This window comes from uncultured Bacteroides sp. (genome assembly GCF_958445495.1).
Lineage (GTDB): Bacteria > Bacteroidota > Bacteroidia > Bacteroidales > Bacteroidaceae > Bacteroides.
Map to the genome: position 1 here is coordinate 19,943 of NZ_CAUCSQ010000040.1, position 19,949 is coordinate 39,891.

The following is a 19,949-nucleotide window of genomic DNA, read 5'->3' on the forward strand; positions in this document are numbered from 1 at the left end:
TTTTAAATGGTTACTAATATAAATCCACTATTATTTTTTTCTTTGTAAAGGTATCGTCAGCTTGCTGTACGGCCTCCTCGGTTCTCCATTTCAAATTTGCCGACTTTGCCAGATAATCCAATATCTGCGGTAACGTTTCATTACGGAAAGTCGCACGGTACTTATATTCCTTACCGGATTTATTATTGAACCGGATATCCACATTGAAATGCCGTGCCAACCGTTTAAATATTTCATCCAGTTCGGCATTACGGAATATCAGCTTCCCGTCTTTCCACGCCACCTTCTCATAAACATCCACCTTGCTCTTTGACAATTTATGATTCAGCTTGTCGTAAAGGAGCCGTTCTCCCGGAGAGAGCCGAACAGTGGTCTTCCCATCAGGGGAAACCACATTCACCTTTCCCTTCTCCAACACGGTTTCTATGCTGTTATCATCCTCATAAGCATTCACATTAAACTTCGTACCGTACACATACACGCTCAGTCCCGCCGGAGTATTCACATAAAAAGGACGCTCCTTATCCGCCTGTACTTCAAAGTACGCTTCTCCCTTCAACATCACATTGCGGTTCTCTTTCTTGAAAACGGTCGGATAACGCAAAGTACTGCCAGAATTCAACCAGACAACCGAATGGTCCGGAAGTTCGTACCGTATAACCGCTCCCGTAGCCGCCGTAATCTCAGCATACTTCTCTTCTGTTCCCACTCCGCTCCAATATAAATATCCCAAAACTAGAGAAGAGACGAAAAGAGGAATGCTCAACAAAGCGGCATAACGCATCAACCGGACATATACAGTTTTCTTTCTTTCCGCCCTTTTTATTCTGGCTTGTGCCCGGTGATAGGCATCCCATACATTGACGGACTCCATTTCCCTGATATCCTCTCCCAACGCTTGCGCCTTACGGAGCAATGATTCCGGACTCATATTTTCCATGTTCTCTTTCAAAATTTTATCTTTTTAATTGCAATTACATTAATAATACAACTGAAGGAAACGGAAAGGGACAGCAAAAACAGATTTTTTTATTTTATTTTTCAATCCAAGCCAGATTAAAACGATAATGCAGCCTACTGCTAAGAATATGAATCATATTATCAGGCGTTTGCGTCCCTGCAAGATAGCCACGCGGTTCGGCATGGTTCTCATCCGTTTCGAAATACCCAGTCCATGCTCCGCCGTTTAAAAAACGGTATTTTCCATCTGTAAGCAGCTTCTTTACCGGCCATGTCTTGCCTTCGTCATAAGAAAGAGCCACATACATGCCGTATCCTTTCTTCACATTCCCATCTTTATCTTTAAACTCCAGTCCACGCTCCGCCAAAGGGGTACGCTGCGGATGGTCCGTGAAAGAGACCAACAACAAAGGCCCTTCGTTCAGCCGCATCAAGACGAGGCGCTGCCCTCCGTCAATGGGAGGCAACTCACTTGCCGCATATCTCCAGCTCTTTCCCATGTCACTGGAAATGCTCATCGGCATCCGAAGTTTCCCCTCCTTGTTCCGTATGCTGTTTCCACGTCCCAAAGCCATCAAACTCCCGTCCTTCAATTGCACGATTCCGGCATGAATGCCTGCAATCGTACTTCCCGTTCCTCCTTCCTCAAACTTCGGTAAAGGAGCGCCGTCCCAAGGGTCATACCAAGTTTTCCCCCCGTCTTTGCTGATATGAACGGCAGCACCGTCGTGGCTGCCCGGACCGGCATCACAAGCCTGAACCAGCCATCCTTCACGAGTACGAATCGTACCGGCTATCACCTGATGGCGTTTGGTATGCTCAGGAGCAATCAGTTCGGGAGTACTCCATGAAATTCCGTTATCTGTGCTGGTACGCAACACCATCGCCAGATTCTGCCAATCTCCCGATGCCTCCACTCCGTTAATATGATACAACTTGCCTCTCCCGTCATTAAACAAAGCACTGCCCGTCATATTCCGGTCGGGAACTTTAAAAAACAGAGAAGCCGTGTCCCAATCTGTATGTCCGGCACGCAGGCGGGAACCGAGTACTACCATCCCCCTCCCGTTCTCTTCATTTGCCGAAAACCAGATTGCCAGCAAATCTCCATTATCACACCACGTAACCGCAGGTTGGTGGTTATGCAGATAAAACGGAGTACCCGAATCACACGCGGGACGCACGACAAACGGTATCGGAGGCAGAAACACCGGTATGACGGCTGCAACTTTTTTCCATTTCACGGGTGTCTTTCTTACCTCTTTTCGATGGAACGGGACAGGAACGGAACCGCCTGACACCTGCAGATGAGTATCCGACTCGACAATCCTAAATCCGGTTTGGGAATGTCTGTCCCCCGGAATCATAGCCATCCGATTGGCACTTCGCAGGTATTTCTCCGGAGTATGATGACTTCCCCCCCTGGTGACCCGGAATTCTCCGGCCAACGGACCTGCCGGGTCTTCCAGTTCTTCTCCCGAATAAGGGGCATACCAGTCCAAACACCATTCTTCCACATTTCCGTGCATATCATAAAGTCCGAATGCATTCGGAGGAGTCTGGCCCACCTTTAAAGATACCGGCTCGAAGTCGCGGGCTACTTTTTGATTCCGCAGGCAAGTGGCAGGAAGTCCGTCTCCCGCAGAAAACAAGGTGTACGTACCTGCCCGGCAGGCATATTCCCATTCCGCCTCAGTCGGTAAACGATAATTTTTACCCTCTTTCCGGCTAAGCCATTCGCAAAAGGCAACAGCATCGAAATAACTCACATTGACTACCGCTTCATCATCTTCCAAAGAAACCCCGTTTTTCCCCCGTAATTTCCGATGTTCCGGACAAAAGGCTTCGTATTGGGCATTGGTAATCTCTGTAAGCCCCATACGGAACGGACGGGAAATGACTACCCTATGAATGGGAGCCTCATCAAAATCCTCACCCAAGCCGTCACTTCCCATGTAGAAACTTCCGGAGGGAATTTCAACCATCGGGACCAAAGGCTTGGAAACTTCCTGAGCATACATCGGCAAACAAAAGGCCACAACCAATAAAAAAGACTTGTTTTTCATATTTCAATTCCTGTTTACATATAATACAATCATCACACAGATAAAAGGACAGCATACCCCGTTATTTTTCCCGCTCCACCAGATTCCCGCTTGTAAACACAAAGGATTATTCATGCTGCTTTCATTGTTGCAGCCAAGAGTACTGAAATAAAAAAAGAATGGAAAAATTAGGTTTTGCTGATTTTCTTATTATATATTTGCACCAGAATGAAAAACTGCAGAACCTCAAAATAATGAAAATATCTTTTTCCAAACAGACTAAAGAACGGGCTTTTAAACAACTTTATGAGGACTATTACGCCCCATTCTGTCTGTATGCGAAAAGATTCATCGACGACAAAGAGACACGAGAGGACATCGTATCCGACGTGTTCACTTCATTATGGGACAAGTTAGATACAGACGTTTTTGACCTGCAATCGGACACTGCACTGGGATACATCAAAATGTGTGTGAAAAACAGTTGCCTAAACTTCCTGAAACATCAGGAATATGAATGGAATTACGCTGAAAACATCCAGAAGAAAGCTCCCGTTTACGAAACGGAACCAGATAGCGTATATACTCTCGATGAATTATACAGGATGTTGTATGAAACCTTGGACAAACTCCCGGAAAATTACCGTACGGTATTCATAAAAAGTTTCTTTGAAGGCAAAACACACGCGGAAATTGCGGAAGAGATGAAACTTAGCGTGAAATCTGTCAACCGGTACAAGCAAAAAACGATGGAACTGTTGCGGAATGAATTGAAAGACTATATGCCATTTCTTCTCCTGTTGCTATTTCGTTCCTGACCTCCTTTCCCCCATCGACAAAAGATGCGGCGTTTCGTCCGAAAACTTTAGCAGTAAGGCAAAGTAGTAAGTTTACACCCCGTTGAAAAGAAATTTAATGCCAACAGATTGGATACCGAACGATATTGCACACAAGAACGGCGTCCCTGAAACACAAGTCCCTCACAAAGCCGGGACGGGCAGAGAAAATGAAGAGGGGTGGCAAATGCATCGGAATTTTCAAAACGACCGGTCATAGCAGCCTTTCCGCCAATTTACGGCATTCCGCCCGGTTCGGTTTCCCGTTTCCCGCCTGCGGAATATTATTTGTCGCCAAGAGATGTCTGGGACGATAGTAAGGTTCCGGAATTTCCTGCAACTTACCGGCTATTTCCTCCATATCAGGTTTCCCCTCCAGCAGTAAAACCACAGCCTGTCCCAAGCGCCGGTCCGGAACCGAAGTAATGACAAACGGCACGGGAATCAAAGGACGGAGCAACTTCTCCACCTCTTCCGCCTGAATTTTGACTCCTCCACTATTAATGACGTTATCTTTCCTGCCTAAAATGATAAAACCTCCGTCGGGATAGAGGCGCGCGATGTCATTAGTCTGCAAGCTACCGTCACAAACAAGGGGAGCATCGATTACCAATGTATTCCCAGCGGATAAAGACAGCTTGACGGAAGGAAAGGGATAATATCGTTTCGAAGCCGATGCCCCGTTCAGACGGCGGAGAGCGATATGGGACAGAGTTTCAGTCATGCCGTAAGTGGAATAGACCACGGTTGGTAGGGACTTTATCTCTGTTTCCAAAGCCTCATCGACCGCCCCGCCTCCTATAATCAAGATATCCGTCTGCCTCAGCCGCTCTTTTTCTTCGGCAACTTGCAACGTGTTATATACCTGCAGGGGAACCATCGCTGCGAATCTCAACGGTTCTTTTACCTCCGCTAACGGATGTCCGGAAGCAGGACGGGCAATCAGGTCCAGACCTGCGACCAAAGAACGGACAACTACCATCATCGCGCCGATATAACGAAGATTCATGCATAACAATACAGGGTCACCTTCTCTCAACTCCAGGAACTCACAAGTCAGGCGGGCGCTTTGCATCATCCGGTCTTTACGCACGAACAGTTCTTTCGGCGTGCCCGTAGAGCCTGACGTATGGACCTTGACGAACGGGGAACCGTCAAACCATTTATCCAAGAAAAGAAACAAATCCCACTCGGCGGGAGAATACTTTTCCGCTCCTTCCGCCATCAATCGCTTTATGTCTTCAAAGGTATATTCTTTTCCTTCCAGTAACAAACGTTGTCGTTGTCGATCGAATATCATCGCACTACTCCTTTCAACAGTTTCATTGACAGAACCACAAACAATCTTTTCTTATTTCAAGAGGTGCCTCTACATTATCTGTAAAGAGCAACCCTGTCCCCAATCCCTGTGGCAGCGGATTATCGAATGTCGCACACCACTGGGCGATGGCATTCAGGCCGATGTTCGATTCCAAGGCAGAAGTTATCCACCAGCCGATTTGCAGTTTTTCCGCTTCGGCAATCCACTCGTTCCCTCCGGATATTCCTCCGTGAAGAGAAGGTTTGATAATGATGTATTGCGGACGAATTGCCGAAAGTAGTTTTTGCTTCTCCTCCCGTGTATTACATCCTATCAACTCTTCATCCAAGGCTATAGGTAACGGAGATTCGGAGGCGAGGCGTGCCATTTCCTCCCATTGTCCGGCACGAACCGGCTGTTCGATGGAGTGTAAATCCAGTTCGGACAAGCGTTTTAGTTTTTCCATTGCGTCAGCCGGAGAAAAGGCTCCGTTAGCATCTACACGCAACTCGATTTCCTTGGCGGAGAAATGCGCGCGGATATGACGCAATAACGCCAGTTCTTCTTCAAAGTTGATTGCTCCTATCTTTAACTTGATGCAACGAAAGCCGGCTTCCGTCTTTTTCTCAATCTGGGACAACATATTATCAAAGTCTCCCATCCAGATTAAACCATTGATGGGAATCCCGACCTCTCCACGCGAAAAAGCGGTATCGTACAACGCCCAGCCTCCCGCTGTGAAATGCCGGACAGCCGTTTCCAACCCAAACAGGATTGAAGGATAATCGCGTAAAGCGTCTATATCCAGTTCTCCCCGGTCTTTCTCCACCTGCCGGCAAGCTTTTGCCAGTCTTTCTTCATAGTCGGGAAGAGCATCACAACTTAAATCGGGTAAAGGCGCACATTCCCCTATCCCCTTTTTTCCCGGAAAATCGGGAGAAGTAAAATGAAGATACCACACTTTCCGGGTCGTATAGGTTCCTCTGGAAGTTCCCGCCGGCCGCTTAAAATGAAGCAGCCGGGGAACGATGTCTATCTTGCAATTCATGATGAACAGTTTTTCAATATGTCTGTCAAGGGAACTTCGGATATTGTTTGAAATCCGGTCTGCGTTTCTCTAAAAACGCATTTTTCCCTTCCTGAGCCTCATCTGTCAGATAATAAAGCAGTGTGGCGTCACCCGCCAATTCCTGAATACCTGCCTGGCCGTCCAATTCGGCATTCAACCCCGCTTTAATCATTCGCAATGCCAGCGGGCTAAGCGCCATCATTTCTTCCGCCCACTGCACATATTCATCTTCCAGTTGTTCCAAAGGAACGACCTTATTCACCAATCCCATCTCCAATGCTTCCTGCGCATTGTATTTGCGGCAAAGAAACCAGATTTCACGGGCTTTCTTCTGACCTACCACGCGCGCCAGGTAAGAGGCACCGAATCCTGCATCGAAACTGCCTACGCGGGGCCCCGTCTGTCCGAAAATCGCATTCTCCGAGGCGATGGACAAATCGCATACCACATGCAGTACATGTCCGCCGCCAATGGCAAAACCGTTTACGGCGGCAATCACCGGCTTCGGAATACTGCGAATCTGCTTTTGCACATCCAGCACACTCAAACGGGGCACACCGTCTTTCCCGATATATCCGCCGCGTCCTTTCACATTCTGGTCACCTCCTGAACAGAATGCCTTGTCGCCGGCTCCGGTAATTACAATCACATCAATGTCTGCCTCTTCACGGCAAATGCGCAACGCATCGCTCATTTCAGCGGTAGTGGTCGGAGTGAACGCATTCCGATAGCGTTCACGGTTAATCGTGATACGGGCAATCCCGTTATAATAATCAAAAAGAATATCTTCGTATTCTCTGATGGTTGTCCATTCTCTTTGTGTCGACATAATCTATTGTTGTTTTAATTGATGATAATAGTTTTTCAACATGCGCGCATCCTTGTTTTTGTTGGTAAACACTTCCAGCAATACAGGCTGTTCCATCGTTTCCGATTGAGTGAAAGTTTTCATCGTTTCAGTCAACTCTTTGTCATTTTCCGCCTGCAGATAGATAAAACCGCGCTCTTCCGCCCATCCTTTGGCGGATGTCTTATGAACCGCCGCAATGAATTTATGGGATGTACCGGACATTTCCAATCCCGGCAAAGTGTGGAAAATCTCTCCTCCTCCATTGTTCAACAAAAGGATACGCAGATTGGGACGGACGTTGGCATTCCACAACGCATTCATATCGTAAAAGAAGCTCAAATCCCCGATAGCTACAAAGTTCAGCTTGTCGGAAGCCGCCGCATAACCGACAGCGGTGGAAAGCGACCCCTCAATCCCATTCGTTCCACGGTTGCAACAGATTTCAACCGTAGAAGGGACGGAGTATAACTGTGCGTAACGGACAACAGAACTGTTTGCCAGATGAAGCGCGCATGATTCCGGCAAAGACTTTATCAGCGCTCCGACAGCCGACATTTCCGAATAGGCAAAATCCGGTTCGGGAATGGTTTTACAATAATTCTCCCATACGCGGGGATATTCGGGAGTACGGTTGTCCAGCAGGCCCGCTATCTTTTCCAAGAACTCGAACGGGTCCATTTCAATGACCGTAGTAAGTGAACCGTAAAGGTCAACTACTTCTCCATCCGGAGATACATGCCAGTGTTCTTTAGGCGGATACTGGCGGAGGAATTTTTTCAACCGTTTGGAAACGACATGTCCACCATAGGTAATTAACAGTTCGGGGGTCATCCAGCTTATTTTATCTTCCGGCATCGCGTAAAGCGCCGTATCGAAATTCTTGATCGGAATACCGGGAACCGTCTGATTACCGATATGTTCCGTTAGCCAGACGAAGTGCTTGTATAATAATTTCGTGTATTTCTTTTCGAACAAATAAATCAGATTCATCTGGCCGACGATTATCATCCGCCTCTGATATTTATTCATCCGGTCAATCAGGGCGTTATAGTCGCGGTCATAAACATTCAATCCTTGGTAACGGGTAATCACACGTACCTCCGGCAGCGTGTCTGCCGTGAACTGGAACAAAGGTTCGGACAAAGGGACATTGATGTGCACCGGACCTTTACCGTGGTGGTTGGTCTCCAGTAACGCTTCATTAATCAAACGGTTGCAATACCATTCATCCTCTTCCGTACGGATTTCCGGAAGATGGACCGATTTTTTCACCAGATTCCGGAAAACACCGGGCTGCGGCAACGTCTGCCCGTCCATTTGTCCAATCCAGGCAGCGGGCCGGTCTGCCGAAATAATAATTAGAGGGACATTCTGGTAATAGGCTTCCGCCACAGCCGGATGAAGATTCAGTAGCGCCGTGCCGGAAGTGCAACAGACAGCTACGGGACAACCGCCGTTCAAGGCAAGACCTATGGCAAAATATCCCGCACTCCGTTCATCCGTCATTGCATAGCAAGTGAAATTCGGATGATTGGACAGTGTATGCACGATAGGAATATTCCGACTACCGGGACATAACACGACCCTGGTTATCCCATGCGCTTCAAGTAGCGCAATCAATTGCAATATGCTTTTCTTGTCTGTATACATGAGGATAATTATGAATTATATTATAAATTGCGAGTTACGGACTGCAGGATGCAGGGTACGGATAAATCCGGACGAGGAGCCGAGATAATTATCCGTTTCATGGTCTGCAACTTTTTTTCCGTCTCCAGCCATTCATCGTCCAGCTCCGAAGAAGCCAACAATCCGCCGCCTGCATAAAGGGTCAATTGCGTCTCTTCAATATGCATGCAACGAAGATTTACATACAAATCCGTTTTTCCGTCCGGCTCAAGCCATCCGATAAATCCGGAATAATAACGGCGTTCATAACCTTCATTTTCCAAGATGAACCGATAAGCCGTTTCTTTAGGCAACCCGCAGACGGCAGGAGTCGGGTGCAAAACTTTCAGAAGGTTACCCAGCTCCTTGTTGTTTTTCAAAGAAAAACTGAAATCAGTCTTTAAATGGGACAACGCTCCGGCATAAGCGGGATAAGGCCCGTTTTCCGTCGAACGGATGCCCAATGAAAGAAGCTGGCGACGGATGTAGGAAGTCACATATTCCTGTTCTTTCCTGTTTTTATTATCCCAAACTTGCGGCAGCCTGCCCGCCTGCAGCGGTTGGGTTCCAGCCAACGCTACCGTGTGCCAGCCGTCTTTCCCTCCCGACAGTATAACCTCCGGGGTACTTCCTAACCACATGCCGGTTTGCGGCGTATAACACAGATACACGTATGAGTGAATATAACGTTTGCACGCCGCCTGGAAAGCGGATGAAGGTGAAAAAGGAAATGTCCTCCCGACCGTAACACTGCGGGAAAGGACTAGCTTATCGAAGGTTTTATCACGCAAGGCTTGGATAAATATACGGAAACGGGAGGCGTACTTCTCAGAACAAACGGTTTGCAGGGTTTCTTTATCCTGCACGGGCCGTTTGTTTTTACCTTCTTCACGCAGCTCCGCCGAAAAAGGCAAAAGCCGTTCTTCCCCATCCGCCCGAACCAGCACTGCCGGACATTCCCCGCTTATCTTAAACGGGGCGATTACAAACCCTCTCTGCCCGTTCAGTTCCTGCAAATCGGCTATCAGACGAACTGTCCCTTCCGCCTGCGTCACCAACCGGAGGACTGTTTCACCGGGAATACGGTAAACCGCAAACGGCTGTTTCCGCCGGATAAGCGTATCAATGGCTATCAAATTGCTTATTTCTTCGTCGGTCATCTTTTTTTCATCACGCTGTTGACTACTCTTACGGAAGATACCAGCTTATTGGTTGAAGTAAACACATCTACATTCCACACGTGAGACGAACGGCCCTTATGTACAACCGTTCCCACCGCACGTACCGTATCCCCTTCGTGTGCGGAGGATATATGGTTTCCGCTGACTTGCATCCCTACAATAATCTCGTCCGGCTGGCAAAGAATCATCGACCCAAGTCCGGCAACCGTTTCGGCGAGCGCCAAAGTTGCTCCACCATGCAGGATGCCGAATGGCTGGCGGGTACGGTGGTCAACCGGCATCGTCGCTTCCACACGGTCTTCAGCGGCGTATGTGTACTGGATGCCCAAATTTCCCATTAACGCATGCCGGGCCTGCGCATTCAACTGGTCGAGAGGAATTTCAGCGGCACGGACTTCAGCTATAATGGCCTTCTCCACCGCGATGGCTACTCCGTCCTCTTCATTAGAAGCGGTCACGTAATCAGCGCAAACTTTCACAGAATCTTGAGAATGCCCCATAGCTATTCCCAACCCCGCCAACTGAATCATGGTTACATCGCATACGCCGTCCCCGATGGCGATGACTTCATCGCGTTTCATATCCAATGCTTCCAACAAAGCTCCCAAGGAGTTCGCCTTGTCAATACCACAAGGAACTACTTCCAGAAAATACGGCTCCGAACGGAAAACATCCAAAGCTCCGTTCAATCTTCTTTTCCAATGTTCTTCCAACCCGGTCAGCGCTTTTTCATCGTCACTGACCAGCATGCATTTGCAAGGGGCGAAATCGACGGAAGAAGAAAACTCTTCTTCTTTGATAATTTGAAGGTTATTCAACCGGGCTTCATTCCGGATATGTTCATTTTCAGGAGAATCCGTTATAATCGTATTATCATGATAGGTGAATAAGGCAAAACCATTCTTACGGGCTTTCTTTTCCAGATACGGCAACATTTCCGGATTAATCCGCCGTTCAAACAGAAGTTCTCCGTTTTGAGCGTTTATTATCTGACAACCGTTGTATGAAAGAATAAACCCACCATAATTTCCAAGCTCAAGTGATTTCGCCAGCGGCATTAAACCGTAAGTGGGCCTGCCGGACGCCAACACAATACGCACTCCCATTTGTTGGACCTTCAACAAGGTCATTAATGTACGCTTACTTATTTCTTTCGCATCATTAAGGAGCGTTCCGTCTACATCAAGAACCAATAATTTATACTTCATGACTGTACGATTTTGATTTAGATTACAAAGGTAGGAAATTGAGTGAACGACAGAAAACGTAAACTGATAAAAATTACTTTAATTTCATTCTTTCAGGTGTATTTCCAAATAATCCCGAAGGATACGGGCGTGATTGTAGACGGGTTCTTTAGATGCATAGAGCAATGTTACCACAGAATGCGGCCTGGCGAGCGCCAGAAAACCAGCCATAGCCGGAGAGGAATCCAACTCCCTCTGGTACATCACGGCAAAATCATTCCAATGTCCCGGAATATCTTCATGAAACCATTTACGCAATGGGGCGGAAGGAGCTATGTCTTTCGCCCAATAATCATGTTTCAACCATTCTTTTCTTATTCCGCGAGGCCATAGTTTATCTACTAACACCCGATAGCCGTCCGCCTCTGAATATTCTTCGTAAACCCGCTTTATCCTAACCTGTATCATTTTTCTTACCTTTTTGAGCGTTTCATTTACCGTACTCCCCCTTGCCGCCCGTACCTACACGGAGACGGAATTAAAAACTAACCGTTTGTTTCTCTCCATCCGCCGGACCGCTTTTGAGCCGATACGCATAAATAAACCGGAAAAACAAAAAAATGTTTAGCATACGCCTGCCAAATATGAAAGCGATTTCCACGCCTTTTTAAATTTTCAAAAGTGATATTCTTCCTGAAAAGCAGGCAAAATACAGAAAAGCCGCTAAAAGTGCCAAAAGCGGGAAGAGGATACGAAATATTTCATGTATGTATCCTTTACCGTACAGACTCACCCGCCGGCATCCATGTCAGTAAGAAAACGATGATACCGGCGGCTTTAACCCACCCTTTTTCATCGCGAATCAGTTTATTTGTCAATGACATTAAATTCATAGATAGAAGGCGCTGCCGTAGCTTTCAATATATTCAACCGTATTTGTGAAGTACGGTAGCTATAAGGGAAACGTATGACTTTACAATCCCCCATCGGCTCGTCCGACCGGTAAATGGTTTTCCACTCTCCAGCTTCCATTATGTCTATTTGGTAATCCTGTATCCGATTTACCCTATAATTGGAAAAACCATCATCCGAATTCTTCACGTCACAGCATTCAAATATGGTTATTTTATTAAAAGGCTCGGATTCGTCAAGCGCCAAGGTCAGAGTCGCCGTCGTATCTGCTGACGCCCACCGTGTCTGCATTCCCCCGTCTGAAGCATATTGCGCGCCATACCGGGCATTATCATCATTCCATACCGAAGACGCAACGGCTTTACTGCCTAACGAAATGAATTTGCCGTTCCGGGGTAATGGCTTTCCGTCTTCTATCCCCAACCTTCTCCTCAGCTCAATAACCGCATTGGCTTCGTGTTCGCGTATTTGCCCGGTTTCGTCCGGAGGAACATTTACCACCAGTGTGTTATGGTTATCCGTGCACCAATAGAACAGTTCTTCCAGTTCGTCGAGGGCACGTACCGGCATCATCGGTTTCTTCTGGAACCAATTCCATGCCTTGCTCAGGCAGATAGTGTGTTCAAACGGAAGATAATAAGACTTTCCTTGGTACAGGTATTGCTTTTTATCGGATTTATGTGCAATTTTAGGGTCCCACAAGCGGAAGTCGCTGGGAAAGTATTGAAATACGTATTTGTCATCTACTGTCATCGAATCGGGCAATGCAAACTTCCGTTCCCCTTCTTTTAATACGATGGTGTGGTTCACTCCCACCGCACACTGGGACTGCAGCTTCTTGATATGTTTATAAATGCGAGGCAACTGCCATTCTTCAGGCTTTTTATCCCATCCGCCGTCAAACCATATTTCCTGTACGGGACCATAACCGGTAAGCAGCTCCGTCAGTTGCTTTTCCATATAGTTAATGTATTTTCCAAACTCTTTTTCCTTATAGGACGGTTCATGACGGTCCCAAAGCGAATAATAGAAAGCAAACTGCAACCCGTATTTTTTACATGCTTTAGCCACTTCGCCTACCACATCGGTCTTTACCGGTGAAGAAGCCACATCGTAATCGGTATACCGGCTGTCCCAAAGGCAAAAACCGTCATGGTGTTTGACGACAAGGAGTACATACCGGAATCCTGCATCTTTGGCGACTCTCACCCATTGGTCGCAATCCAGCTTAGCAGGGTTGTACGCACTAGCCGGAATTTTGCCGTCAGACCATTCATCTCCCGAAAAGGTGTTCACTCCAAAATGGATGAACATTCCATATCCACGTTCCAGCATGGCTTTTTGAGTAGCATTAGGCAAATCCGACGGAACGATTTCCTGTGCATATCCATGTATTCCAATCAGCAGAAACAAAATAAAATAGCAGGTTTTCATATCTTTATTTTCTTTACTTTGTAAATAAACCATGATAATTTCAAAGACTCAAGCCAAAGGACCGGAAATTTCGGCAGATACCAGCGCATTTGGAGTACCGGCACTCTATCCCGGAAACGGACAAGCACTTGCAAATATACGGTATCCGCTCTGATTCCTGTAAAAAATGTACTTCTTTTTTAATGTTTACGCCATAATTTTTCATGTAAGAAGCGTCTGTTTATTTAGTACGTTATAATTCTTCATTTCGGTAAAACTGATTATCTTTGTCATTCAATCTGAGATTTTTATGTAATCTTGTTTGTCCCGGCAAACTTGTGTTTAACCAACAATATATACTTAAACATTAAATATGAAAAGACGTTTATACTTTCTTATCGCTTCAATTTTGATTATGTTGACGGCATGTAACAAAAGCACTGTTCCGGACACTATAAGGCTGATGTACAACATCTATACTTTCGATGCTCCGATATCTTGCATAAGCCAGTCTCCGACCGATGGTGACAAGCTTTACATCGGACAAGAAGACGGTTGTATCATCGAAAAGGTTAACAACGACAGCCGGACCTATTCCATCAACAGCAACCGCAGGATATATGATATCCTGGAAGACAGCGAAGACAGTCTGTTCATCGGAACCAGGGACGCCGGTCTGAAACTGTTTGCGAAGAATTCCCAGCAAACCCAGTCTTACTACATCAAGGACAAGAATCTGAATTATTCTGTCTACAGCCTCGCCAAGGACCGGGAAAACCGGATATTGTATGTCGGGACCAGCAACGGCCTGTACCGGTTGCACCTGCGTGACAAAGATAAATGCCGTGAACTCCTTCCCGTAAAACTCGGTAACTATGATAAGAATTGCGGCATCAACAAGGTGCTGGTAAAAGATAATACGCTCTACATAGCCAGTGACCGCGGTTTGTTCATCTTACACAATCCGGAAAAGGATTCCGTCTTTCCGGTTATCGACTCCCTAACCACAAACATCAGCATTTACAACGACACGGTATATGCCCTGTTGGAAAACGCAATCATCAAAGTCAGCCCCGACAGAAAGAAGGTCCTTTTACGCAACGGGAGGTATTTCCTGTATGCCCAAGGCCCCAATAAGACCGAGTGGTTCATCACCGGGAACTCTATCCTATATACGAAGGACGGACAGACTTTGAAATACGAATTGCCGGATGGAATCAGTACTGCCGCCAAACAAGCGGGTTTGATGGGAAACGACTTTCTATATCTGGCATGCAAAGAAGCCCTGTTGTCTTTCGCCTTGCGCCAAAACTCCGTCGATTCGGGAAATAACGTCATCGCAGTCAGCGACAAAAAGACAGGAGACAGTATTTACTTCATTACAGACGACTTCAAGCTGCATTTATATAAGTTCATATACAATCATCCGGAGTTTAAATCCAAACCTTTGGGACAAATAGAAGACTTAGACATAAACGCCAATGATATCATCAAGTTCCTCCAGACAGACAATAACACTTTCTATCTGGCAACCCGGAAAAAACTTTATAAAATCAGACGTAACAAGGCAGAAACCATCTTGCAGTTCAGTAACTCCAAAGGACAGAACAACATCACCTTCCTTTATTTCTCCCCTGCCGAACACCGCCTCTACATCGGGACAAGAAAATATCTGGGTATCGTAGACGAGCAGGCAAAACATCTCGTCACCCCCATTCCCGTCATCTCCGGCAAAGGGATAAAAGATACTGTGGACGCTTATATCACCGGAATCTGCGAAAACGGAGACAGTATTTATGTAGCGACCCTGAACAAAGGATTGTACGGGAGAGCTCTGAAAGACCAACTGACGCCGTTCGGGCAAATACGTGATTTGTCCGAATACGAAAGTACATACGGCCTGATAGCCAACGGGAAAAACATATACCTGAACACATCGTCGGGTATTGTCAATCATGCAACTTCCGAACTGTTACCCATAAACCATATAAAGTCAATCGCAGGCGCACTTGAAAAGAACCCGGACGAGGGTTTCTTCATTCTCTATTATTACGGTCTCAGTTTTAAAGGCTGGGACAATCCGGATATTCCAGACCCTCTGTTCTGTGACCTGGCATTCAACAAACCTGCCATTGCGGTCAACGGACGCAAAGCCATACTGGGATGTAAATCCGGACTTTTCCTCTTCGACGGGAAATCGGAACTGATTCCTATCTCCATAGAAAAAGAGAAACACCCGTACTTCATTTATCTCATAGTTTCAGTAACGGCATTAGTTCTTTTAACCGCCATCTTCTATTTCCTAAGAAAGAGAAAAAGAAAGGCTACAAATGCTTCTAAAGCGAACTTGGATGAAAAAAGGAGATTTCCGGACGGATCCGGGACAAGCCAGGACGAAATAGACAAGGATATTCAAGCCGTAGATAAAAAAGTAAAAAACCTGTTTGATGCATTAGGAGTCAGAAGAACCGAAAACGAAGAAAACATGCGGCAGGATTTGAAACAGGCATGCCTTGACTTCGCCGACAAGTATCCGGAACTAGGCAAGCTCTCCTTCATGAAACGCAGGGGCAAGGAGCGGTACTTCATCACGATACTTTTGTTCATCGAAGATATAGACGCCAATATCATATCAAGGGTATTGGATGTAGACCAATCTACCGTAACCCGTCACAAGTATAACGTCCGAAAAGAAATTGAACAACTCTATCCCGGTGGAGAACCCGATTGCAGGATTATCAGCCTGCTTTATGAGTGCGTAAGCGCCAGAAAGAAGTAATTTCTTTTCATATATAACAGACAACAAAGCATTGGAAAGACCGGTGAGAATCTTTCCAATGCTTTTTTTATCCCTTTTCCAATCAGGACATTTACGTCCTATAAAAGGAGAAAAAAGGATTGAAAAAGGATTCCAAAGATAGAGCCGAACGCTACTTTTGTCCCTGTCAACTACGAGCTGCACCAGACCACAAGTCCGACGGCCCGGAGATAAGCGGAAAGTTTTTCGAAAAACCTATATAATCATTTTAATAAACCTATAAAATTAATTTAAATCATGAAAACCATGAAGACTAAAATTACCTTATTCTTTCTGTGCTGTATCGTTTCATTCAGTATATTCGCCCAAGAAAATAAGATTAAAGACAGAAGAACCAATCCCGATTTATATTTCCTGGAAGAGTCCGAAGTTCCTAACAGTTTGAAGTTACTGCCTCCTCCACCCGAAGCCGGAAGCATCCTGTTCTTATACGACAAGGAACGTTACGACTGGGGAAAGATGCAAAGGGACACTCCAAGGGGAGACCAAGCTGTACAAGATGCGCGTGTAAACGGTAATGGCGTGCCTCTTGCCTTTTCCGAAGCGTTCGGTGTTAAAATCTCTAAGGAAAAAACGCCTCAAATACATAAACTTATCACCAACATGAGAGAAGATGCCGGTGATTTGGCTACCCGTCACGCCAAAGACCATTATATGCGTGTCCGCCCGTTCAGTTTCTTCAATGAGATGACGTGCAACCCCGAACAACAAAAAGAACTTTCTACCAACGGTTCATATCCTTCCGGACATACAGCCATAGGATGGGCCACTGCCCTTGTCCTTGCCGAAATTAATCCGGACAGGCAAGACGAGATTCTGAAAAGAGGACTTGAAATGGGACAAAGCCGTGTTATCTGCGGTTATCATTTCCAAAGCGATGTAGATGCCGCCAGAATCGTAGCCAGTGCCGTCGTTGCCCGTCTTCATGCCAACAAAGAATTCATGAAGCAGTTACAAAAGGCGAAAAAAGAATTTGCCGAACTTCAGAAAGCAGGAGATGTACAACCTAGCAATAAGAATTAACCACCTTTTTTTAAACCGTAAAAATCACATATTATGAAAAATATCATATTAGCGGGATTATCCGTCCTGCTACTGTCTTCCATACAGGTAAATGCACAGAATGAGAATAGTTTGAAAGTAACTCCTACGGGAAGGATTCTGATGGACGGCGGCCTGTTCAGTTCGAAAAACAAAGAGTTCGCGGACGGTCTGGCCATACCTGACGCCAGAGTCGGTGTAAAAGCCAGTTACGGAAAATTCAAAGCGAAAATAGACATAGGATATGCTTACGGAAAGGTAAGCCTGAAGGATATATTCGTTGAGAGACAACTGTCTTCACACTCTCTGCTGCGCGTTGGAAATTTTGTACACCAGTTCGGACTCCAAAGTTCCACCAGTTCGTCCATGAAGATAACGATGGAGGAGCCGACAAGCAATGAGGCGTTCTTCAATTCACGTCTGGTAGGCGCCATGTATATTTATGACAAGGCCGATTTCTTCGGTACGGCAAGCGTCCACGTGGAAAACGAAGCCCTCAAAAAGAAATCCAACGAGCTCGGCAAAATGGGTTACGGAGCCATGAGTCGACTGGTTTACCGCCCGTTGCGCAATGACGGAGTATTGTTTCAGATTGGCATCTCCGGAGCTTACGAAAGTCCCAGATATAACAGCGACGAAGAGTTAAACCACACCAGTTTTGACCTGGGTGCCAATTTCCCGACCCGCATTGCAAAGGTGAAGGCTGTGAACGCTGTCATCAAGGATGCCAAATATTTGTTTAAATTCACTCCCGAACTGGTAGCAGCCTACGGTCCAGTAGCATTGGAATCGCAATATTACTATCTCCAGGTGAACCGGGAAAAAGGACTCAAGAATTATAAGGCAAGTGGAGCTTACGGTATAGTAAGGGGGTTATTGATAGGCGGCGACTACAAACATTCGCATACCGATTGCGGAATAGCTACTCCCGCTCCCCGTTCTCTGGAATGTGTGCTCGGATATAACTACACTGATATGTCCGATACAAAAGCTGAAATCTACGGAGGACGTCTGAATGATGTTTCATTCACTGTCAATTATTATTTGAACAAGTATATGATATGGAGGTTCCGGTATTCATATACCCGGACAACAGATAGAAGAGGATTTGACAATCAGACCTTGAACGCATTCCAGACAAGGTTTCAGATAATCTTTTAAACCCACCTTAACTTCAACAAGAACAACTTGGCAGACAGCTTTCTATTCACAGTATGGACATCTTGTTACTTTATGGCAAGAGTCCATACTGTTAACATGTAACCAGAAGGTTGTTATACGTTTTGCAGGGAAAGCGTAAAAACTATTTGATATCTCACAGCTTGTCTTCATGTTCTAATCCTTCCGTCATTACTTTCTTTATCGGCATCAAAAATCTTTCTTAAAATCGTAATGATTTTATTCCACCGGTTTTACGGTATATCCCATTTTTCTTAACTGATTGATAAGTCCTGCACTTTCTGTAAGATGCATTGCACCCACAGCGATTAAAGTAGGACCTTGATTTATCAATTCAGGTATTTTAAGCATCCAAGCATCATTACGTTCTTTCATTATCATTAAATTATGTGCATTCAGGAAATCACTTTTTTCTGGGTCAAATTCTGTACCCTGTTCATTTAAAGTCATTAACTCTTTCGTCAGGTTTTCAAAACTCAAGTAGCTTAATTGCCGGGTACGATACAAAGAATCCAGCAGATTGTAATGATTACGAATCATATCAGCATTCTTCAAAATAAAAAGTAAACCTGAAGCTTGTTTTTTCAAGCCAACTTCATATTCGGACATATTGACCTTTTTAACCTTGCTTGTAATCTCCTCTATAGTTTCAAGAGCAAACGTTTTTTTAGAACTATGATGCGCAAGCCGTAATAAAAAATAATCCATACCACTTTCTTTTTTTATCCTATTATATATGATATCTCTAATATAGATATTCTGCCAAAATGCAGGAACACGTTCAGCATAACGAACATTTCCTGATGATAGAACTGAATCTACAAAAGAAAAATCCGCAGCATTATATAACATGGAATAAGTGGTATCCGAAGGCATAAGAAAATAATCGTCAGAGATGATTGGTGTCTTCCTTCGAGTCGAATCTGTAGCCATCATATCTATTTCTGTAGCTACTTGCTCTACAGCAGAAAGAACTTTCCGTATTCCGGGAATACTATCAAACATAAAACGGAATTCAACAGTATGCATTGTACCCAACAAATAAGATGATTTCTGTAGTCCATTTCCGGAAATCTCCCATAACAAAGCATCTTCCAGCTTTACAGGCGCTTCCGTTACTTGTGCCTGACTAAGTATGCTGCTCAAAAAGGTGATGATTAAAAGTGTTAAGTTTTTCATGATTATTATTTTTTATATTTATAGACTACTTTACCAAAACGAGGTGTCAAATGAAATGCCTTAGATATAAAAGAATTTATATCAGTTTCTGTATACACACTATTTATCAAAAATTGTATGTTCACATAATTCACTCTTTTTTCATTTAGCAAATGAATCAAATAGTTAAACATTGTTCCCAATTCATTAAATTTACATTTTCCATTGAAAACATAGATAAGAAAAAGCCAGAAGGATCATTAAATAAAGAAAAGTCTAAATAACGTGAGTTCGATGAATTCAGAACAATGCAAGCTGTGTGTCAATCGTTC

At 45.2% G+C, this 19,949-nt stretch carries 15 protein-coding genes; 4 read left to right on the forward strand and 11 right to left on the reverse strand.

The genetic code is table 11. The annotated features are described in order from the left end of the window. Window positions 1-13: 13 nt before the first annotated feature. Window positions 14-940: a FecR family protein gene (locus Q5076_RS13300; protein ID WP_303014102.1), complete on the reverse strand. Its 927-nt coding sequence runs from the start codon at window positions 938-940 to the stop codon at window positions 14-16. A 94-nt stretch (window positions 941-1,034) separates the two neighbouring features. After that, window positions 1,035-3,026 (reverse strand): SUMF1/EgtB/PvdO family nonheme iron enzyme, encoded by a 1,992-nt coding sequence (locus Q5076_RS13305; RefSeq protein ID WP_303014087.1) that lies wholly within the window; start codon window positions 3,024-3,026, stop codon window positions 1,035-1,037. A 233-nt stretch (window positions 3,027-3,259) separates the two neighbouring features. Between Q5076_RS13305 and Q5076_RS13310 the strand changes: the two genes are divergently transcribed. Then, window positions 3,260-3,823: an RNA polymerase sigma-70 factor gene (locus Q5076_RS13310; RefSeq protein ID WP_303014088.1), complete on the forward strand. Its 564-nt coding sequence runs from the start codon at window positions 3,260-3,262 to the stop codon at window positions 3,821-3,823. A 232-nt stretch (window positions 3,824-4,055) separates the two neighbouring features. Here the strand turns inward: Q5076_RS13310 and Q5076_RS13315 are convergent, their stop codons facing one another. The 8 genes from Q5076_RS13315 to Q5076_RS13350 form a co-directional block, all read right to left on the reverse strand. Then, window positions 4,056-5,141, reverse strand: a complete 1,086-nt coding sequence (locus Q5076_RS13315; protein ID WP_303014089.1) for an AMP-binding protein — start codon at window positions 5,139-5,141, stop codon at window positions 4,056-4,058. Between the two features lie 22 nt (window positions 5,142-5,163). Continuing rightward, window positions 5,164-6,189: an o-succinylbenzoate synthase gene (locus Q5076_RS13320; RefSeq protein WP_303014090.1), complete on the reverse strand. Its 1,026-nt coding sequence runs from the start codon at window positions 6,187-6,189 to the stop codon at window positions 5,164-5,166. Window positions 6,190-6,214: 25 nt separating this feature from the next. After that, the gene (gene menB, locus Q5076_RS13325) at window positions 6,215-7,039 is read right to left on the reverse strand and encodes a 1,4-dihydroxy-2-naphthoyl-CoA synthase (RefSeq protein ID WP_303014091.1); all 825 of its coding nucleotides are present in this window, start codon (window positions 7,037-7,039) and stop codon (window positions 6,215-6,217) included. Between the two features lie 3 nt (window positions 7,040-7,042). Then, the gene (menD, locus tag Q5076_RS13330; protein ID WP_303014092.1) at window positions 7,043-8,710 is read right to left on the reverse strand and encodes a 2-succinyl-5-enolpyruvyl-6-hydroxy-3-cyclohexene-1-carboxylic-acid synthase; all 1,668 of its coding nucleotides are present in this window, start codon (window positions 8,708-8,710) and stop codon (window positions 7,043-7,045) included. Window positions 8,711-8,730: 20 nt separating this feature from the next. Beyond that, a complete protein-coding gene (locus tag Q5076_RS13335; RefSeq protein ID WP_303014093.1) occupies window positions 8,731-9,888 on the reverse strand; it encodes an isochorismate synthase in 1,158 nt (385 codons plus the stop codon). After that, entirely contained in the window at window positions 9,885-11,117 is a 1,233-nt protein-coding gene (locus tag Q5076_RS13340; RefSeq protein ID WP_303014094.1) for a Cof-type HAD-IIB family hydrolase, read from the reverse strand. The genes Q5076_RS13335 and Q5076_RS13340 overlap by 4 nt, the downstream gene beginning before the upstream one ends. Window positions 11,118-11,201: 84 nt before the next feature. Further along, window positions 11,202-11,564 (reverse strand): DUF488 domain-containing protein, encoded by a 363-nt coding sequence (locus Q5076_RS13345; protein WP_303014095.1) that lies wholly within the window; start codon window positions 11,562-11,564, stop codon window positions 11,202-11,204. Window positions 11,565-11,963: 399 nt separating this feature from the next. Continuing rightward, window positions 11,964-13,442: an alpha-L-fucosidase gene (locus tag Q5076_RS13350; protein ID WP_303014096.1), complete on the reverse strand. Its 1,479-nt coding sequence runs from the start codon at window positions 13,440-13,442 to the stop codon at window positions 11,964-11,966. A gap of 352 nt (window positions 13,443-13,794) precedes the next feature. Here Q5076_RS13350 and Q5076_RS13355 point away from each other — a divergent pair, with 352 nt between their 5' ends. From Q5076_RS13355 to Q5076_RS13365, 3 genes are all read left to right on the forward strand, one after another. Continuing rightward, the gene (locus Q5076_RS13355) at window positions 13,795-16,200 is read left to right on the forward strand and encodes a hypothetical protein (protein WP_303014097.1); all 2,406 of its coding nucleotides are present in this window, start codon (window positions 13,795-13,797) and stop codon (window positions 16,198-16,200) included. A 285-nt stretch (window positions 16,201-16,485) separates the two neighbouring features. Next, window positions 16,486-17,262 (forward strand): phosphatase PAP2 family protein, encoded by a 777-nt coding sequence (locus Q5076_RS13360; protein ID WP_303014098.1) that lies wholly within the window; start codon window positions 16,486-16,488, stop codon window positions 17,260-17,262. Window positions 17,263-17,295: 33 nt separating this feature from the next. Continuing rightward, a complete protein-coding gene (locus Q5076_RS13365; protein WP_303014099.1) occupies window positions 17,296-18,441 on the forward strand; it encodes a porin in 1,146 nt (381 codons plus the stop codon). 237 nt (window positions 18,442-18,678) lie between these two features. On the opposite strand, the gene Q5076_RS13370 is transcribed toward Q5076_RS13365, so the two are convergent. Next, a complete protein-coding gene (locus Q5076_RS13370; protein WP_303014100.1) occupies window positions 18,679-19,638 on the reverse strand; it encodes a TraB/GumN family protein in 960 nt (319 codons plus the stop codon). Between the last annotated feature and the right edge of the window lie 311 nt (window positions 19,639-19,949).

Bases quoted from the DNA above. Each gene is read 5' to 3' on its own strand.
- Q5076_RS13300 (WP_303014102.1), bottom strand. From the start codon at position 940: ATGGAAAATATGAGTCCGGAATCATTGCTCCGTAAGGCGCAAGCGTTG.
- Q5076_RS13305 (WP_303014087.1), bottom strand. From the start codon at position 3,026: ATGAAAAACAAGTCTTTTTTATTGGTTGTGGCCTTTTGTTTGCCGATG.
- Q5076_RS13310 (WP_303014088.1), top strand. From the start codon at position 3,260: ATGAAAATATCTTTTTCCAAACAGACTAAAGAACGGGCTTTTAAACAA.
- Q5076_RS13315 (WP_303014089.1), bottom strand. From the start codon at position 5,141: ATGATATTCGATCGACAACGACAACGTTTGTTACTGGAAGGAAAAGAA.
- Q5076_RS13320 (WP_303014090.1), bottom strand. From the start codon at position 6,189: ATGAATTGCAAGATAGACATCGTTCCCCGGCTGCTTCATTTTAAGCGG.
- menB (WP_303014091.1), bottom strand. From the start codon at position 7,039: ATGTCGACACAAAGAGAATGGACAACCATCAGAGAATACGAAGATATT.
- menD (WP_303014092.1), bottom strand. From the start codon at position 8,710: ATGTATACAGACAAGAAAAGCATATTGCAATTGATTGCGCTACTTGAA.
- Q5076_RS13335 (WP_303014093.1), bottom strand. From the start codon at position 9,888: ATGACCGACGAAGAAATAAGCAATTTGATAGCCATTGATACGCTTATC.
- Q5076_RS13340 (WP_303014094.1), bottom strand. From the start codon at position 11,117: ATGAAGTATAAATTATTGGTTCTTGATGTAGACGGAACGCTCCTTAAT.
- Q5076_RS13345 (WP_303014095.1), bottom strand. From the start codon at position 11,564: ATGATACAGGTTAGGATAAAGCGGGTTTACGAAGAATATTCAGAGGCG.
- Q5076_RS13350 (WP_303014096.1), bottom strand. From the start codon at position 13,442: ATGAAAACCTGCTATTTTATTTTGTTTCTGCTGATTGGAATACATGGA.
- Q5076_RS13355 (WP_303014097.1), top strand. From the start codon at position 13,795: ATGAAAAGACGTTTATACTTTCTTATCGCTTCAATTTTGATTATGTTG.
- Q5076_RS13360 (WP_303014098.1), top strand. From the start codon at position 16,486: ATGAAGACTAAAATTACCTTATTCTTTCTGTGCTGTATCGTTTCATTC.
- Q5076_RS13365 (WP_303014099.1), top strand. From the start codon at position 17,296: ATGAAAAATATCATATTAGCGGGATTATCCGTCCTGCTACTGTCTTCC.
- Q5076_RS13370 (WP_303014100.1), bottom strand. From the start codon at position 19,638: ATGAAAAACTTAACACTTTTAATCATCACCTTTTTGAGCAGCATACTT.